24 protein-coding genes are annotated in these 13,468 nt (G+C 63.2%); all 24 read left to right on the forward strand.

The genetic code is table 11. From position 1 onward, the window contains the following. Window positions 1-66 precede the first annotated feature (66 nt). The 24 genes from tuf (at window position 67) to CK224_RS00220 (ending at window position 13,300) form a co-directional block, all read left to right on the forward strand. Window positions 67-1,242, forward strand: a complete 1,176-nt coding sequence (tuf, locus tag CK224_RS00105; RefSeq protein ID WP_066989565.1) for an elongation factor Tu — start codon at window positions 67-69, stop codon at window positions 1,240-1,242. Between the two features lie 66 nt (window positions 1,243-1,308). Next, complete coding sequence (gene rpsJ / locus CK224_RS00110) at window positions 1,309-1,617, forward strand: 30S ribosomal protein S10 (protein WP_006205468.1); 309 nt, start codon at window positions 1,309-1,311, stop codon at window positions 1,615-1,617. 94 nt (window positions 1,618-1,711) lie between these two features. Further along, window positions 1,712-2,428, forward strand: a complete 717-nt coding sequence (gene rplC / locus CK224_RS00115) for a 50S ribosomal protein L3 (RefSeq protein WP_067321479.1) — start codon at window positions 1,712-1,714, stop codon at window positions 2,426-2,428. Further along, the gene (rplD, locus tag CK224_RS00120) at window positions 2,428-3,048 is read left to right on the forward strand and encodes a 50S ribosomal protein L4 (protein WP_066989592.1); all 621 of its coding nucleotides are present in this window, start codon (window positions 2,428-2,430) and stop codon (window positions 3,046-3,048) included. The genes rplC and rplD overlap by 1 nt, the downstream gene beginning before the upstream one ends. Beyond that, entirely contained in the window at window positions 3,045-3,338 is a 294-nt protein-coding gene (locus tag CK224_RS00125) for a 50S ribosomal protein L23 (RefSeq protein WP_040983033.1), read from the forward strand. The genes rplD and CK224_RS00125 overlap by 4 nt, the downstream gene beginning before the upstream one ends. A 22-nt stretch (window positions 3,339-3,360) precedes the next feature. Beyond that, window positions 3,361-4,194: a 50S ribosomal protein L2 gene (gene rplB, locus CK224_RS00130; protein WP_040970375.1), complete on the forward strand. Its 834-nt coding sequence runs from the start codon at window positions 3,361-3,363 to the stop codon at window positions 4,192-4,194. A 16-nt stretch (window positions 4,195-4,210) separates the two neighbouring features. Then, window positions 4,211-4,489, forward strand: a complete 279-nt coding sequence (gene rpsS / locus CK224_RS00135) for a 30S ribosomal protein S19 (protein ID WP_006205463.1) — start codon at window positions 4,211-4,213, stop codon at window positions 4,487-4,489. 2 nt (window positions 4,490-4,491) lie between these two features. Beyond that, a complete protein-coding gene (gene rplV, locus CK224_RS00140; RefSeq protein WP_066989594.1) occupies window positions 4,492-4,881 on the forward strand; it encodes a 50S ribosomal protein L22 in 390 nt (129 codons plus the stop codon). Beyond that, window positions 4,881-5,603, forward strand: coding sequence for a 30S ribosomal protein S3 (rpsC, locus tag CK224_RS00145; RefSeq protein ID WP_066989596.1), 723 nt, complete (start codon window positions 4,881-4,883; stop codon window positions 5,601-5,603). The genes rplV and rpsC overlap by 1 nt, the downstream gene beginning before the upstream one ends. Before the next feature lie 27 nt (window positions 5,604-5,630). Continuing rightward, window positions 5,631-6,044 carry a 50S ribosomal protein L16 gene (gene rplP / locus CK224_RS00150; RefSeq protein ID WP_027170364.1) on the forward strand — a complete coding sequence of 138 codons (414 nt, stop codon included), beginning with the start codon at window positions 5,631-5,633 and terminating at the stop codon, window positions 6,042-6,044. A 12-nt stretch (window positions 6,045-6,056) separates the two neighbouring features. Next, a complete protein-coding gene (gene rpmC / locus CK224_RS00155) occupies window positions 6,057-6,257 on the forward strand; it encodes a 50S ribosomal protein L29 (RefSeq protein ID WP_040970379.1) in 201 nt (66 codons plus the stop codon). Window positions 6,258-6,268: 11 nt separating this feature from the next. After that, on the forward strand, window positions 6,269-6,508 hold the full coding sequence (rpsQ, locus tag CK224_RS00160) for a 30S ribosomal protein S17 (RefSeq protein WP_040970380.1): 240 nt from the start codon (window positions 6,269-6,271) through the stop codon (window positions 6,506-6,508). Window positions 6,509-6,589: 81 nt separating this feature from the next. Then, window positions 6,590-6,958: a 50S ribosomal protein L14 gene (gene rplN, locus CK224_RS00165; protein WP_006205457.1), complete on the forward strand. Its 369-nt coding sequence runs from the start codon at window positions 6,590-6,592 to the stop codon at window positions 6,956-6,958. A gap of 12 nt (window positions 6,959-6,970) precedes the next feature. Next, window positions 6,971-7,285: a 50S ribosomal protein L24 gene (gene rplX, locus CK224_RS00170; RefSeq protein ID WP_095780443.1), complete on the forward strand. Its 315-nt coding sequence runs from the start codon at window positions 6,971-6,973 to the stop codon at window positions 7,283-7,285. Continuing rightward, window positions 7,278-7,856, forward strand: a complete 579-nt coding sequence (gene rplE / locus CK224_RS00175) for a 50S ribosomal protein L5 (protein ID WP_095777622.1) — start codon at window positions 7,278-7,280, stop codon at window positions 7,854-7,856. The genes rplX and rplE overlap by 8 nt, the downstream gene beginning before the upstream one ends. A gap of 26 nt (window positions 7,857-7,882) precedes the next feature. Continuing rightward, window positions 7,883-8,188, forward strand: coding sequence for a 30S ribosomal protein S14 (gene rpsN / locus CK224_RS00180; protein WP_095777623.1), 306 nt, complete (start codon window positions 7,883-7,885; stop codon window positions 8,186-8,188). A 12-nt stretch (window positions 8,189-8,200) separates the two neighbouring features. After that, entirely contained in the window at window positions 8,201-8,599 is a 399-nt protein-coding gene (gene rpsH, locus CK224_RS00185; protein WP_066989600.1) for a 30S ribosomal protein S8, read from the forward strand. A gap of 113 nt (window positions 8,600-8,712) precedes the next feature. Next, complete coding sequence (gene rplF / locus CK224_RS00190) at window positions 8,713-9,246, forward strand: 50S ribosomal protein L6 (RefSeq protein ID WP_066989602.1); 534 nt, start codon at window positions 8,713-8,715, stop codon at window positions 9,244-9,246. 88 nt (window positions 9,247-9,334) lie between these two features. Then, window positions 9,335-9,697 (forward strand): 50S ribosomal protein L18, encoded by a 363-nt coding sequence (gene rplR / locus CK224_RS00195; RefSeq protein WP_066989604.1) that lies wholly within the window; start codon window positions 9,335-9,337, stop codon window positions 9,695-9,697. Window positions 9,698-9,823: 126 nt separating this feature from the next. Further along, window positions 9,824-10,393: a 30S ribosomal protein S5 gene (rpsE, locus tag CK224_RS00200; RefSeq protein ID WP_027046810.1), complete on the forward strand. Its 570-nt coding sequence runs from the start codon at window positions 9,824-9,826 to the stop codon at window positions 10,391-10,393. 25 nt (window positions 10,394-10,418) lie between these two features. Beyond that, the gene (rpmD, locus tag CK224_RS00205; RefSeq protein ID WP_027170355.1) at window positions 10,419-10,616 is read left to right on the forward strand and encodes a 50S ribosomal protein L30; all 198 of its coding nucleotides are present in this window, start codon (window positions 10,419-10,421) and stop codon (window positions 10,614-10,616) included. Between the two features lie 23 nt (window positions 10,617-10,639). Then, entirely contained in the window at window positions 10,640-11,113 is a 474-nt protein-coding gene (gene rplO, locus CK224_RS00210; RefSeq protein WP_095780444.1) for a 50S ribosomal protein L15, read from the forward strand. Window positions 11,114-11,372: 259 nt separating this feature from the next. Beyond that, a complete protein-coding gene (secY, locus tag CK224_RS00215) occupies window positions 11,373-12,713 on the forward strand; it encodes a preprotein translocase subunit SecY (RefSeq protein WP_066989608.1) in 1,341 nt (446 codons plus the stop codon). Next, window positions 12,710-13,300, forward strand: coding sequence for an adenylate kinase (locus CK224_RS00220; RefSeq protein WP_095780445.1), 591 nt, complete (start codon window positions 12,710-12,712; stop codon window positions 13,298-13,300). Before secY ends, CK224_RS00220 begins: the two co-directional genes overlap by 4 nt. The last annotated feature ends 168 nt before the right edge of the window (window positions 13,301-13,468 follow it).

Consider the following 13,468-nt stretch of genomic DNA (forward strand, 5'->3'; position numbering starts at 1 on the left):
GTTTCCGGTTCGGCTGGAGCGAATATCAATTTCCCCGAGCGGGATGAGTAAAGACGGAGAAATACAGTGGCAAAAGGTAAATTCGAGCGCACCAAGCCGCATGTGAACATTGGCACGATCGGCCACGTCGATCATGGCAAGACGTCGCTGACGGCGGCGATCACGAAGTATTTTGGCGAATACAAGCGCTATGACCAGATCGACGCGGCGCCGGAAGAGAAGGCGCGCGGCATCACCATCTCGACGGCGCATGTCGAGTACGAGACGGCCAACCGTCACTACGCCCATGTCGACTGCCCCGGCCATGCCGACTATGTGAAGAACATGATCACCGGCGCCGCGCAGATGGACGGCGCGATCCTGGTGGTTTCGGCCGCCGACGGCCCGATGCCGCAGACCCGCGAGCACATCCTTTTGGCCCGTCAGGTCGGCGTGCCCTCGATCGTGGTGTTCCTGAACAAGGTCGACCAGGTCGACGACGCCGAGCTGCTCGAGCTGGTCGAGCTCGAGGTTCGCGAACTGCTGACCAAGAACGAGTTCCCCGGCGACGACATTCCGATCGTCAAGGGCTCGGCTCTGGCTGCGCTGGAAGATTCGAACAAGACCATCGGCGAGGACGCCATCCGCGAGCTGATGGCGCAGGTCGACGCCTACATCCCGACGCCGGTTCGTCCGCTGGACAAGCCGTTCCTGATGCCGATCGAGGACGTGTTCTCGATCTCGGGCCGCGGCACGGTCGTGACCGGCCGCGTCGAGCGCGGCGTGGTCAAGGTCGGCGAGGAATTGGAGATCGTCGGCATCCGTCCGACGGCCAAGACCACCTGCACGGGCGTCGAGATGTTCCGCAAGCTGCTCGACCAGGGCCAGGCCGGCGACAACATCGGCGCGCTGTTGCGCGGCATCGACCGCGAGGGTGTCGAGCGCGGCCAGGTTCTGGCCAAGCCGGGTTCGGTGAAGCCGCACAAGAAGTTCGTGGCCGAAGCCTACATCCTGACCAAGGACGAGGGCGGCCGTCACACGCCGTTCTTCACCAACTACCGTCCGCAGTTCTACTTCCGCACCACCGACGTGACCGGCATCGTGACGCTGCCGGCCGGCACCGAGATGGTGATGCCCGGCGACAACATCACCGTCGACGTCGAGCTGATCGTGCCGATCGCGATGGAAGAGAAGCTGCGCTTCGCCATCCGTGAAGGCGGCCGCACCGTCGGTGCCGGCATCGTCGTCACCATCAAAGAATAACTGGACGAAACGGATCTGTCGCGGGCGCGGGGCTGCCCGCGCCGCGCCAGAACAAGGAATTGACGCATGAACGGACAGAATATCCGCATCCGCCTTAAGGCGTTTGACCACCGGGTGCTCGACGCCTCGACGCGCGAAATCGTGTCGACCGCCAAGCGCACCGGCGCCAACGTCCGCGGTCCCATTCCGCTGCCGACGCGGATCGAAAAGTTCACGGTCAACCGGTCGCCTCACGTCGACAAGAAGAGCCGCGAGCAGTTCGAGATGCGCACCCACAAGCGACTGCTCGACATCGTCGATCCGACCCCGCAGACGGTCGATGCTCTGATGAAGCTCGATCTGGCCGCCGGTGTCGACGTCGAGATCAAGCTCTAAGGAACAAGAGGGCGGGGCGACCCGGAACTCTGAAGGAAGCAAGAGGCGTGGAGGGGCGTCAGCCCCGACAGGGAACTCTAAAGGAATTGAACCGATGCGTTCAGGTGTGATTGCAAAGAAGGTGGGAATGACCCGCATCTATAACGATGCCGGGGAACACGTTCCCGTCACCGTTCTCCAGATGGAGAACTGCCAGGTCGTGGCGCAGCGCACGCAGGAGAAGAACGGCTACACCGCCGTCCAGCTCGGCGTTGGCCTTGCCAAGGTGAAGAACACGTCGAAGGCGATGCGCGGCCATTTCGCTGCCGCCTCCGTCGAGCCGAAGGCGAAGCTCGCCGAGTTCCGCGTCTCCGCCGACAACATGATCGACGTCGGCGCCGAGCTCACCGTCGAGCACTTCGTCGCCGGCCAGAAGGTCGACGTGACGGGCACCTCGACCGGCAAGGGTTTCCAGGGCGTGATCAAGCGGCACAACATGGGTGGCGGCCGCGCCACGCACGGTAACTCGGTCTCGCACCGCACGCACGGCTCGACCGGTCAGCGCCAGGACCCCGGTAAGGTGTTCAAGGGCAAGAAGATGGCCGGCCACATGGGCGACGTCCGCGTCACCACCCAGAATGTCGAGGTCGTCTCGACCGATGCCGACCGCGGCCTGATCCTGATCCGCGGCGCCGTCCCGGGAGTGAAGGGCGCCTGGATCCTGGTCCGTGACGCGGCCAAGGTTGCGCTGCCGGCCAACGCGCCGAAGCCAGCCGCGATCCGTGCCGCTGCCGCCAAGAACGATGCCCCGGCCAATGAGGGAGCGGAATAATGGACCTCAAGATCACAACCCTCGGCGGCAAGGACGCTGGCAAGGTAAAGCTCTCCGAGGAGATCTTCGGCCTTGACCCGCGTGAGGACATCCTGCAGCGCGTCGTGCGCTGGCAGCTGGCCAAGAAGCAGCAGGGCACGCACAAGGCCAAGGGCCGCGCCGAGATCGCGCGCACCGGCGCCAAGATGTACAAGCAGAAGGGTACGGGCCGCGCCCGTCACCATTCGGCTCGCGCTCCGCAGTTCCGCGGCGGTGGCAAGGCGCACGGCCCGGTCGTGCGCAGCCATGAGCACGAGCTGCCGAAGAAGGTGCGCGCGCTGGGCTTGAAGCACGCTCTCTCGGCCAAGGCCAAGAGCGCTTCGCTGATCATCGTCGACGAGCTGAAGCTCGCCGAAGCCAAGACCAAGGCGCTGGTGGCGAGCCTCGAGACGCTCGGGCTCACCAATGCCCTGGTGATCGGCGGCGCCGAGCTTGACCAGAACTTCAAGCTGGCGGCGACCAACATTCCCAACATCGACGTGCTGCCGATCCAGGGCATCAACGTCTACGACATTCTGCGCCGCGGCACGCTGGTCCTTTCGAAGGCCGCCGTCGAGGCTCTCGAGGAGCGCTTCAAATGACCGACCTCCGTCATTACGACGTGATCGTCTCGCCGGCGATCACCGAAAAGTCGACCATGGCTTCCGAGCAGAACCAGGTCGTCTTCAATGTCGCCAAGAAGGCGTCGAAGCCGGAAATCAAGGCCGCCGTGGAAGCTCTCTTCGGGGTCAAGGTTACGGCCGTGAACACGCTCGTCCGTAAGGGCAAGATCAAGCGCTTCCGCGGCACGGTTGGCCGCCAGGGCGACGTCAAGAAGGCGGTTGTGACGCTGGCCGACGGCCAGTCGATCGACGTCGCGACGGGTCTCTGAGCAAGGCCGCGAGGACAGGACAATGGCACTCAAGAAATTCAACCCGGTAACGCCGAGCACCCGTCAGCTGGTCATCGTCGACCGCTCGGGCCTCTACAAGGGCAAGCCCGTCAAGGGTCTGACCGAAGGCCTGACCAAGTCGGGCGGCCGCAACAATTACGGCCGCATCACGGCCCGCTTCATCGGCGGCGGTCACAAGCGTTCGTACCGCATCATCGACTTCAAGCGTAAGAAGTACGACGTCGTCGGCACGGTCGAGCGCATCGAATACGATCCGAACCGCACCGCCTTCATCGCGCTGATCAAGTATGACGACGGCGAGCTGTCCTACATCCTGGCGCCGCAGCGTCTGGCTGCCGGCGACAAGATCGTGGCCGGCGAAGCGGTCGACGTGAAGCCGGGCAACGCGATGCCGCTGGCCTCGATGCCGGTCGGCACGATCGTCCACAATATTGAGCTGAAGCCGGGCAAGGGCGGCCAAGTCGCCCGTTCGGCGGGCGGTTACGCCCAGCTCGTCGGCCGCGACCAGGGCATGGCGATCCTGCGCCTCAACTCGGGCGAGCAGCGCGTCGTGCACGGCTCGTGCATGGCCACCGTGGGCGCCGTGTCGAACCCCGATCACGGCAACATCAACGACGGCAAGGCCGGCCGCACGGTGTGGCGTGGCAAGCGCCCGCACAATCGCGGCGTGGCCATGAACCCGGTCGATCATCCGCACGGTGGTGGCGAAGGCCGCACCTCGGGTGGCCGTCACCCGGTTTCGCCCTGGGGCAAGCCGACCAAGGGCAAGAAGACGCGGTCCAACAAGGCGACCGACAAGTTCATCGTGCGCTCGCGCCATCAGCGCAAGAGCTAAGAAGAGGTAACGCCAAGTGACTCGTTCGATTTGGAAAGGCCCCTTCATCGACGGCTACCTTCTCAAGAAGGTGGACAAGGTTCGTGAAGGCGGTCGCAATGAGGTGATCAAGATGTGGAGCCGTCGCTCCACCATCCTGCCGCAGTTCGTCGGCTTCACCTTCGGTGTCTACAACGGCCAGAAGCACGTTCCCGTCTCCGTGAACGAGGACATGGTCGGCCACAAGTTCGGTGAATTCGCTCCGACCCGGACCTATTACGGTCATGGCGCGGATAAGAAGGCGAAGAGGAAATAATCATGGGCAAGGCCAAAGCTCCGCGCAGGCTTGCTGACAACGAGGCGCGCGCCGTTCTGCGCACCATCCGTATCAGCCCGCAGAAGCTGAACCTGGTTGCCGCGCTGATCCGCGGCAAGAAGGTCGCGACAGCGCTCTCCGACCTCGAATTCTCGGCTAAGCGGATTTCCGGCACGGTCAAGAAGACGCTGGAGTCGGCGATCGCCAACGCGGAAAACAACCACGACCTCGATGTCGACGCACTGATCGTATCGGAAGCCTATGTCGGCAAGTCGATCGTCATGAAGCGTTTCCACGCGCGTGGCCGTGGTCGCGCCAGCCGTATCGAAAAGCCGTTCTCGCACCTCACGATCGTCGTTCGTGAAGTCGAGGAAAAAGGGGAGGCCGCATAATGGGCCAGAAAGTCAATCCGATCGGGCTGCGTCTCGGCATCAACCGCACCTGGGATTCGCGCTGGTTCGCGAACACCGGCGAATACGGTCAGCTGCTGCATGAAGACATCAAGATCCGTAAGTATCTTGAGAAGGAACTCAAGCAGGCCGCGATCTCCAAGGTCGTGATCGAGCGTCCGCACAAGAAGTGCCGCGTCACCATCCATGCCGCGCGTCCGGGCCTGATCATCGGCAAGAAGGGCGCCGACATCGAGAAGCTCCGCAGGAAGCTGATGGAGATGACGAAGTCCGAGACGCACCTCAACATCGTTGAAGTGCGCAAGCCGGAAATCGACGCCACGCTGATCGCCCAGTCGATCGCCCAGCAGCTCGAACGCCGCATTGCGTTCCGTCGCGCCATGAAGCGCGCCGTTCAGTCTGCCATGCGTCTCGGCGCCGAAGGCATACGCATCAACTGCTCCGGCCGTCTCGGCGGCGCTGAAATCGCGCGCATGGAGTGGTACCGCGAAGGCCGCGTGCCGCTCCACACGCTGCGCGCCGATGTCGACTACGGCACGGCCGAGGCGAACACGGCGTACGGCATCTGCGGTGTCAAGGTGTGGGTGTTCAAGGGCGAGATCCTCGAGCACGACCCGATGGCGTCGGAGCGTCGCGCCACGGAAGGCGATCACGGCGGTCAGACCGGCGAGCGTGAGCGCGGTCGCCGTCGCGAGAACGCCTGAGAAATTTGAGAATTTGGAGTTAGAACGATGCTGCAGCCAAAGCGCACAAAGTTCCGCAAGCAGTTCAAGGGCCGTATCCACGGTACCGCCAAGGGCGGCACCAATCTGGATTTCGGCGGTTTCGGGCTGAAGGCGCTTGAGCCGAACCGCGTCACCGCGCGCGAGATCGAGGCGGCCCGCCGCGCGATCACCCGCGAGATGAAGCGCGCCGGCCGCGTCTGGATCCGGGTGTTCCCGGATCTGCCGGTCACCTCGAAGCCGACCGAAGTGCGCATGGGTAAGGGCAAGGGCGCCGTCGACTACTGGGCGGCGCGCGTCAAGCCTGGCCGCATCATGTTCGAGATCGACGGCGTCAGCGAAGAAACCGCGCGTGAGGCGCTGCGTCTCGGCGCCGCCAAGCTCTCGGTCAAGACGCGCTTCGTGCAGCGCATCGCAGAATAAGGACAGGCGATCATGAAAGCCGAAGACATCCGGACCAAGACCCAGGATCAGCTGGCCGACGACCTGGCCGCCCTCAAGAAGGAGCAGTTCAACCTGCGCTTCCAGAAGGCCACCGGCCAGCTCGAGAAGACCGCACGCGTGAAGCAGGTCCGCAGGGACATCGCGCGCATCAAGACCATCGCCGCGGAAAAAGCCGCGGCCAAGAAGGCTTAAGGACGAGAACCATGCCAAAGCGCATCCTGCAGGGCACCGTCGTCAGCGACAAGAACGAGAAGACGGTCGTCGTCAAGGTCGAGCGGCGCTTCACGCATCCCGTGATGAAGAAGACCGTGCGCCTGACCAAGAAGTACAAGGCGCATGACGAGAACAACGCCCACAAGGTCGGCGACCAGGTGTTCATCCAGGAATCGAAGCCGATCTCCAAGGACAAGCGCTGGGTCGTCATCACCGCGGATCAGGCTTGATCCGGGCGAACGAAACGAATTTTGGACAGACCGGGGAGGGGTGAAAGCCCGTCCCGTTAGAAAAGAAGAAGGCGGCCAGTCATGATTCAGATGCAAACAAACCTCGACGTCGCGGACAATTCCGGCGCCCGTCGTGTCATGTGCATCAAGGTGCTGGGCGGTTCGAAGCGGAAGTATGCCTCCGTCGGCGACATCATCGTGGTGTCGATCAAGGAAGCCATCCCGCGCGGCCGCGTTAAGAAGGGCGACGTGATGAAGGCGGTCGTGGTTCGCACGGCCAAGGACATCCGCCGTCCGGACGGCAGCGTGATCCGTTTCGACAAGAACGCGGCCGTTCTTGTCGACAACAAGAAAGAGCCGATCGGCACGCGTATCTTCGGGCCGGTTCCGCGCGAGCTTCGCGCCAAGAACCACATGAAGATCATCTCGCTCGCACCTGAAGTGCTGTAAGGAGCCGGACCCATGCAAAAGATCAGAAAAGGCGACACGGTCGTCGTGCTTGCCGGCAAGGACAAGGGCCGTTCGGGCGAAGTCCTGTCGGTGCAGCCGAAGGAAGACACCGCGCTGGTCCGCGGCGTGAACCTCATTCGCCGTCACCAGAAGCAGACCCAGTCCCAAGAGGGCGGGATCATCACCAAGGAAGCGCCGATCCACCTGTCGAACATCGCGCTGGCCGACCCCAAGGACGGCAAGCCGACCCGCGTCGGCTTCGCCATCCAGAAGGACGGCAAGAAGGTGCGCGTCGCCAAGCGTTCGGGAGAAGTCATCAATGGCTAAAGCTGAAACCAAGCAGGCAGCTGCCAAGAACGAGCCGCGCCTCAAGAAGGTCTATCAGGAGACCATCCGCAAGGCGCTGCAGGAGCAGTTCGGCTACGACAACGAGATGCAGGTTCCGCGCATCGACAAGATCGTGCTGAACATGGGCGTCGGTGAAGCGACCGGCGATTCCAAGAAGCCCTCTGTCGCGGCCGAGGACCTCGCGCTGATCGCCGGCCAGAAGGCTGTCGTCACCCGCGCCCGCAACTCGATCGCGGGCTTCAAGGTGCGCGAGAACATGCCGATCGGCGCCAAGGTCACGCTGCGCAAGGAACGGATGTACGAGTTCCTCGACCGCCTCGTGAACATCGCGCTGCCGCGCGTTCGCGACTTCCGCGGACTCAACCCGAAGAGCTTTGACGGCCGTGGCAACTACGCCATGGGCATCAAGGAGCACATCGTGTTCCCGGAGATCAACTACGACAAGGTTGATCAGGTCTGGGGCATGGACGTCATCGTTTGTACGACGGCGAAGACGGATGACGAGGCCAGGGCGCTGCTCAAGGCCTTCAACTTCCCCTTCCGCCAGTAACGGCAGCGAAAAAGGAAAAATCTGAAATGGCAAAGACCAGCTCAGTCGAGAAGAACAACCGGCGCCGCAAGCTTGCCGGTCAGTACGCCGCCAAGCGCAAGGCGCTCAAGGAAATCGTCATGGACCAGTCCAAGCCGATGGAAGAGCGTTTCCGCGCCCAGTTGAAGCTTTCGGCGCTGCCGCGCAACTCGGCCAAGATCCGCATCCGCAACCGCTGCGAAGTGACGGGGCGTCCGCGCGCCTACTATCGCAAGCTCAAGCTTTCGCGTATCGCGCTTCGCGATCTGGGCAACAACGGCCAGATCCCGGGCCTGGTCAAGTCGAGCTGGTAAGGAGACACTGAGATGTCATTGAGCGATCCTCTCGGCGATATGCTGACCCGCATCCGCAACGCCTATGGCCGCAAGAAGTCGAGCGTCTCGACTCCGGCTTCGCGTCTGCGCGCCCGCGTCCTCGAAGTGCTGAAGTCGGAAGGCTATATCCGCGACTACAGCCAGACTGACTTCGAGAACGGCAAGTCGGAAATCGAGATCGAGCTGAAGTATTTCGACGGCGCTCCGGTCGTGCGCGAAATCGAGCGCGTCTCGAAGCCCGGCCGCCGCGTCTATGTCTCGGCCAAGTCGATCCCGCATGTCGCCAACGGCCTCGGCATCGCCATCCTTTCGACGCCGAAGGGCGTCATGGCCGATCACGAAGCGCGCGAGCAGAATGTCGGCGGCGAGATCCTCTGCCAGATTTTCTAAGGGTGAATGGTCAATGGTGAATAGTGAATGGTGAGACTGCACGGGACTTTTGACCGCGCCGTTCGCCATTTCACCATTCACCATTCACAGCAGTAAAGGAAGAGGAGACAACAATGTCTCGTATCGGAAAGAAACCCGTTTCGCTGCCGCAGGGCGTCTCCGCGACCGTCAACGGCCAGACCGTGACGGCCAAGGGCCCCAAGGGCGAGCTGAAGTTCGTGGTCAACGACGAAGTGCTGGTCAAGATGGAAGGCGCCGAGATTTCGGTCGAGCCGCGCGACCAGACCAAGACCGCCCGCGCCAAGTGGGGCATGTCGCGCACGCAGATCGTCAACATCCTGCAGGGCGTCAAGGACGGCTTCGAGAAGAAGCTCGAGATCACCGGCGTCGGCTATCGCGCCGCCATGCAGGGCAAGAACCTGCAGCTGGCGCTCGGCTTCAGCCACGACGTGGTCTATGAGACGCCGCAGGGCATCACGATCTCCGTGCCGAAGCCGACCGAAATCACGATCTCCGGCATCGACAAGCAGCAGGTCGGCCAGGTCGCGGCCGAGATCCGCGAGTATCGCGGTCCCGAACCCTACAAGGGCAAGGGCGTGCGCTATGCCGACGAGCGGATTGTCCGCAAGGAAGGCAAGAAGAAGTAAGACTTTTGATCGCCGCGGGGCGCGACCGCGGGAGGCTTGGCCTACCGCACACGGTTGCCCCCGTTTTCTGAAGGCAAGGAACAGAATCATGGCTAGCCCCAAAGAAACAACCCAGCGCCGCGCGCAGCGCGTGCGCCGCCAGCTCAAGAAGGTCGCCGGCGAGCGGCCGCGGCTTTCGGTGCATCGCACCTCGAAGCACATATACGTCCAGGTCATCGACGACGCGAAGGGCCACACGCTGGCCGCCGCCTCGACGCTGGAGAAGGAGCTGAAGGGCTCGCTCAAGACCGGCGCCGACAGCGCCGCCGCTGCGGCCGTCGGCAAGCTGATCGCCGAGCGCGCTTCGAAGGCCGGCGTCAAGGAAGTCGTCTTCGACCGTGGCCCGTACATCTATCACGGCCGCGTCAAGGCGCTGGCCGAGGCTGCCCGCGAAGGCGGTCTGAGCTTCTAATGCATGATCCCGAAAAGTTGCAGACTTTTCGGACAAGATCATGCAAAGGAGAAATTCACCGCCGGTGCCGATAGAGGCGCCGGCAAACAGCAACCCGTGCTTCCGGAAAAGAACAAGGACTAGGATATGGCACAGGAACGTAGGGAAGGCGGCCGCGGCCGCGAGCGTGAACGCGAGGAGCGCGACGACGGCATGGTGGACAAGCTTGTCCACATCAACCGCGTCGCCAAGGTGGTGAAGGGCGGCCGTCGCTTCGGCTTTGCCGCGCTCGTCGTCGTCGGCGACCAGAAGGGCCGCGTCGGCTTCGGCCACGGCAAGGCGCGCGAAGTGCCGGAGGCGATCCGCAAGGCGACCGAATCGGCCAAGCGCGACATGATCTTCGTGCCGCTGCGTTCGGGCCGCACGCTGCATCACGACGTCGAGGGCCGCTGGGGCGCCGGACGCGTTCTGCTGCGCGCCGCCAAGCAGGGTACCGGCATCATCGCTGGCGGCCCGATGCGCGCCGTCTTCGAGACGCTCGGCATGCATGACGTGGTCGCCAAGTCGATGGGTTCGTCGAACCCCTACAACATGGTTCGCGCCACCTTCGACGCGCTGAAGAGCCAGATGCATCCGAAGGATGTAGCTGCTGCGCGCGGCATCAAGTACTCGACCCTTCAGGCCCGCCGCGGCACCGCCGTCGCGGCCGAAGAATAGTCGACGCTGACCAGGGATTTCGACCATGGCCAAGAAAGCTACCAAGACCATCACCGTCGAGCAGATCGGTTCGCCGATCCGCCGGCCGAAGGAGCAGCGCGCGACGCTGGTCGGCCTCGGCCTCAACAAGATGCACAAGCGGCGCACGCTGGAAGACACCCCTTCGGTGCGCGGCATGATCGCCGCCGTCCAGCACCTCGTCCGCGTTGTGGACGAGGCCTGAACGGAAGCGCAGGAGACAGAAACATGAAACTCAACGATCTGCGTGACAAGGACGGCGCCACGCACTCCAGGAAGCGCCTCGGTCGCGGCATCGGCTCCGGCTCTGGCAAGACCGCCGGTCGCGGCGTCAAGGGCCAGAAGGCACGCTCGGGCGTTGCCATCAACGGCTTCGAGGGCGGCCAGATGCCGCTTTACCGGCGCCTGCCGAAGCGCGGCTTCAACAACCTGTTCGCCAAGAGCTTCACCGTCGTGTCGCTTGCCCGCATCCAGGCTGCGATCGATGCCAAGAAGCTCGACGCGAAGGAGACCGTGACGGCTGAGACCCTGATCGCTGCCGGCGTCATCCGCCGCGCCAAGGACGGCGTGCGCGTGCTCTCCGACGGCGAGCTCAAGGCCAAGCTCAGCTTCGACGTCGCCGGCGCCTCCAGAGCTGCGATCGAGAAGATCGAGAAGGCGGGCGGTTCGGTGAAGCTGCCGGAAGCGGCCGCCGCCGAGTAACGGCGATTTGAAGCGCGGCCGGCGGGTATGGTTTCATTTTTGCCGCCCGTCCGCGCTTTGATCTGATCAATTAGGCGGCCGCGTCAACGCGGCCGCTTGCATGTTGACGGTCCGGAGCTTATCTCGTGAGCTTCGGTGACACGCGCCGCCTGAGCTGCGGGCATCGAGCGCGACATAGAAATCAATGAAGTAGAGCATGATGTCTTCCGAAAACCGCTTCACACTTTTCGGCATCATGCTCTAGCGGAGAAAATCAGGCATGGCTTCGGCTGCTGAACAACTAGCCTCCAATCTGAATTTTGCGGCCTTCGCCAAGGCCGAGGATCTGAAGAAGCGCATCTGGTTCACCGTCGGCGCGCTGCTCGTCTACCGCCTCGGCACCTACATCCCGCTTCCCGGGATCAATCCCGACGCTTTCGCGCAGGCCTTCTCCTCGCAGAGCAAGGGCGTGCTCGGCATGTTCAACATGTTTGCCGGCGGCGCCGTGCAGCGCATGGCGATCTTCGCGCTCGGCATCATGCCCTACATCTCCGCCTCCATCATCATGCAGCTGATGACCTCGGTCATCCCGTCGCTGGAAGCGCTCAAGAAGGAAGGCGAGCAGGGCCGCAAGATCATCAACCAGTACACGCGCTACGGCACCGTGCTGCTGGCCTTGGTGCAGGCCTACGGCATTTCGGTCGGGCTGGAGGGCGGCAACGGTATCGTCACCGATCCCGGCATGTTCTTCCGCATCTCGACCGTCGTCACGCTTGTCGGCGGGACCATGTTCCTGATGTGGCTCGGCGAGCAGATCACCGCGCGCGGCATCGGCAACGGCATTTCGCTGATCATCTTCTCGGGCATCGTCGCCGGTCTGCCGCACGCCATTTCAGGCACGCTGGAACTCGGCCGCACCGGTGCGCTGTCCACGAGCCTGATTCTCGCGATCATCGTGCTCGCCGTCGTCGTCATCGGCGTCATCGTCTTCTTCGAGCGCGCTCAGCGCCGCCTGCTCATCCAGTATCCGAAGCGGCAGGTCGGCAACCGCATGTTCCAGGGCGATACCTCGCATTTGCCGCTGAAGCTCAACACCTCGGGCGTCATCCCGCCGATCTTCGCCTCCTCGCTGCTGTTGCTGCCGGCAACGGTTGCCGGCTTCTCGCAGACCACCAACCTGCCTGCCTGGGCGAGCACGGTCCTGGCCGCGCTCGGGCACGGCCAGCCGCTCTATATGGCGTTCTATGCGGCGATGATCATTTTCTTCGCCTTCTTCTATACGGCGATCGTCTTCAACCCGAAGGACACGGCCGACCAGCTCAAGAAGCATTCCGGCTTCATCCCGGGCTATCGTCCGGGCGAGCGCACCGCCGAATATATCGACTATGTTCTGACGCGTATCACCGTCATCGGCGCCATCTATCTGGTGCTGGTGTGTCTGCTGCCTGAGTTCCTGATTTCAGCGACTGGCGTACCTTTCTATCTCGGTGGCACATCGCTTCTGATCGTGGTCAGTGTCACGCTCGACACGGTAGCGCAGATTCAGGGTCACCTGATCGCGCACCAGTATGAGGGCCTGATCAAGAAGTCGAAGTTGCGCGGGGGTAAGAGGAGCAGATGAGGCTGATATTGCTTGGGCCGCCAGGAGCGGGCAAGGGGACGCAAGCACAGAGACTGGTAGAAAAACACGGCATACCCCAGCTTTCGACGGGAGACATGCTGCGTGCCGCCGTCCAGGCCGGAACCGAAGTCGGCAAGCGGGCCAAGGCGGTGATGGATGCCGGCGAGCTGGTATCGGACGCGATCGTCAATGCGATCGTTGCCGAGCGGATCGACCAGCCCGACTGCGCCAGGGGCTTCATCCTCGACGGTTATCCGCGCACGCTGGTGCAGGCCGATGCCGTCGAAGCCATGCTCGCCGAGCGCAACATCGCGCTCGACAGCGTCATCGAGCTCGTCGTCGACGACAAGGCGCTGGTCGGGCGCATCGTCAAGCGGGCCGAGGATGCCAAGGCGGCCGGGCAGCCGGTGCGCAAGGACGACAACCCGGCGGTGTTCGAGGAGCGCCTGCGAGAATATTACAAGAAGACGGCGCCGCTGACCGGCTACTACTATGCCAAAGGCAGGCTGAAGAGCGTTGACGGCATGGCCAGCATCGACGCGGTGACCGCGGAGATTGAGAAGGTGCTCACGGCGGCGGTGAGCTAGGCCGCTCCGACAAGCAAAGATTGCGCTTGACTGGAAGAAGCCATTGGGGTATGGCGGCCCGTCTTCCTATCAGGCATGGACTTTGCTTGCCCGCAAGGGCAGGGCATCCGTTTTGAACCAGGAAACTCCCGCAAGGGCCGGCCTCCACCGGACGCGGGGCAACTTAGA

Origin of the sequence: Mesorhizobium sp. WSM3862 (genome assembly GCF_002294985.1) — a bacterium.
Taxonomy (GTDB): domain Bacteria; phylum Pseudomonadota; class Alphaproteobacteria; order Rhizobiales; family Rhizobiaceae; genus Mesorhizobium.

What these genes read in the sequence shown, in the direction of transcription:
- rpsJ (WP_006205468.1), top strand. Translation starts at nt 1,309, where the DNA reads ATGAACGGACAGAATATCCGCATCCGCCTTAAGGCGTTTGACCACCGG.
- rplC (WP_067321479.1), top strand. Translation starts at nt 1,712, where the DNA reads ATGCGTTCAGGTGTGATTGCAAAGAAGGTGGGAATGACCCGCATCTAT.
- rplD (WP_066989592.1), top strand. Translation starts at nt 2,428, where the DNA reads ATGGACCTCAAGATCACAACCCTCGGCGGCAAGGACGCTGGCAAGGTA.
- CK224_RS00125 (WP_040983033.1), top strand. Translation starts at nt 3,045, where the DNA reads ATGACCGACCTCCGTCATTACGACGTGATCGTCTCGCCGGCGATCACC.
- rplB (WP_040970375.1), top strand. Translation starts at nt 3,361, where the DNA reads ATGGCACTCAAGAAATTCAACCCGGTAACGCCGAGCACCCGTCAGCTG.
- rplV (WP_066989594.1), top strand. Translation starts at nt 4,492, where the DNA reads ATGGGCAAGGCCAAAGCTCCGCGCAGGCTTGCTGACAACGAGGCGCGC.
- rpsC (WP_066989596.1), top strand. Translation starts at nt 4,881, where the DNA reads ATGGGCCAGAAAGTCAATCCGATCGGGCTGCGTCTCGGCATCAACCGC.
- rplP (WP_027170364.1), top strand. Translation starts at nt 5,631, where the DNA reads ATGCTGCAGCCAAAGCGCACAAAGTTCCGCAAGCAGTTCAAGGGCCGT.
- rpmC (WP_040970379.1), top strand. Translation starts at nt 6,057, where the DNA reads ATGAAAGCCGAAGACATCCGGACCAAGACCCAGGATCAGCTGGCCGAC.
- rpsQ (WP_040970380.1), top strand. Translation starts at nt 6,269, where the DNA reads ATGCCAAAGCGCATCCTGCAGGGCACCGTCGTCAGCGACAAGAACGAG.
- rplN (WP_006205457.1), top strand. Translation starts at nt 6,590, where the DNA reads ATGATTCAGATGCAAACAAACCTCGACGTCGCGGACAATTCCGGCGCC.
- rplX (WP_095780443.1), top strand. Translation starts at nt 6,971, where the DNA reads ATGCAAAAGATCAGAAAAGGCGACACGGTCGTCGTGCTTGCCGGCAAG.
- rplE (WP_095777622.1), top strand. Translation starts at nt 7,278, where the DNA reads ATGGCTAAAGCTGAAACCAAGCAGGCAGCTGCCAAGAACGAGCCGCGC.
- rpsN (WP_095777623.1), top strand. Translation starts at nt 7,883, where the DNA reads ATGGCAAAGACCAGCTCAGTCGAGAAGAACAACCGGCGCCGCAAGCTT.
- rpsH (WP_066989600.1), top strand. Translation starts at nt 8,201, where the DNA reads ATGTCATTGAGCGATCCTCTCGGCGATATGCTGACCCGCATCCGCAAC.
- rplF (WP_066989602.1), top strand. Translation starts at nt 8,713, where the DNA reads ATGTCTCGTATCGGAAAGAAACCCGTTTCGCTGCCGCAGGGCGTCTCC.
- rplR (WP_066989604.1), top strand. Translation starts at nt 9,335, where the DNA reads ATGGCTAGCCCCAAAGAAACAACCCAGCGCCGCGCGCAGCGCGTGCGC.
- rpsE (WP_027046810.1), top strand. Translation starts at nt 9,824, where the DNA reads ATGGCACAGGAACGTAGGGAAGGCGGCCGCGGCCGCGAGCGTGAACGC.
- rpmD (WP_027170355.1), top strand. Translation starts at nt 10,419, where the DNA reads ATGGCCAAGAAAGCTACCAAGACCATCACCGTCGAGCAGATCGGTTCG.
- rplO (WP_095780444.1), top strand. Translation starts at nt 10,640, where the DNA reads ATGAAACTCAACGATCTGCGTGACAAGGACGGCGCCACGCACTCCAGG.
- secY (WP_066989608.1), top strand. Translation starts at nt 11,373, where the DNA reads ATGGCTTCGGCTGCTGAACAACTAGCCTCCAATCTGAATTTTGCGGCC.
- CK224_RS00220 (WP_095780445.1), top strand. Translation starts at nt 12,710, where the DNA reads ATGAGGCTGATATTGCTTGGGCCGCCAGGAGCGGGCAAGGGGACGCAA.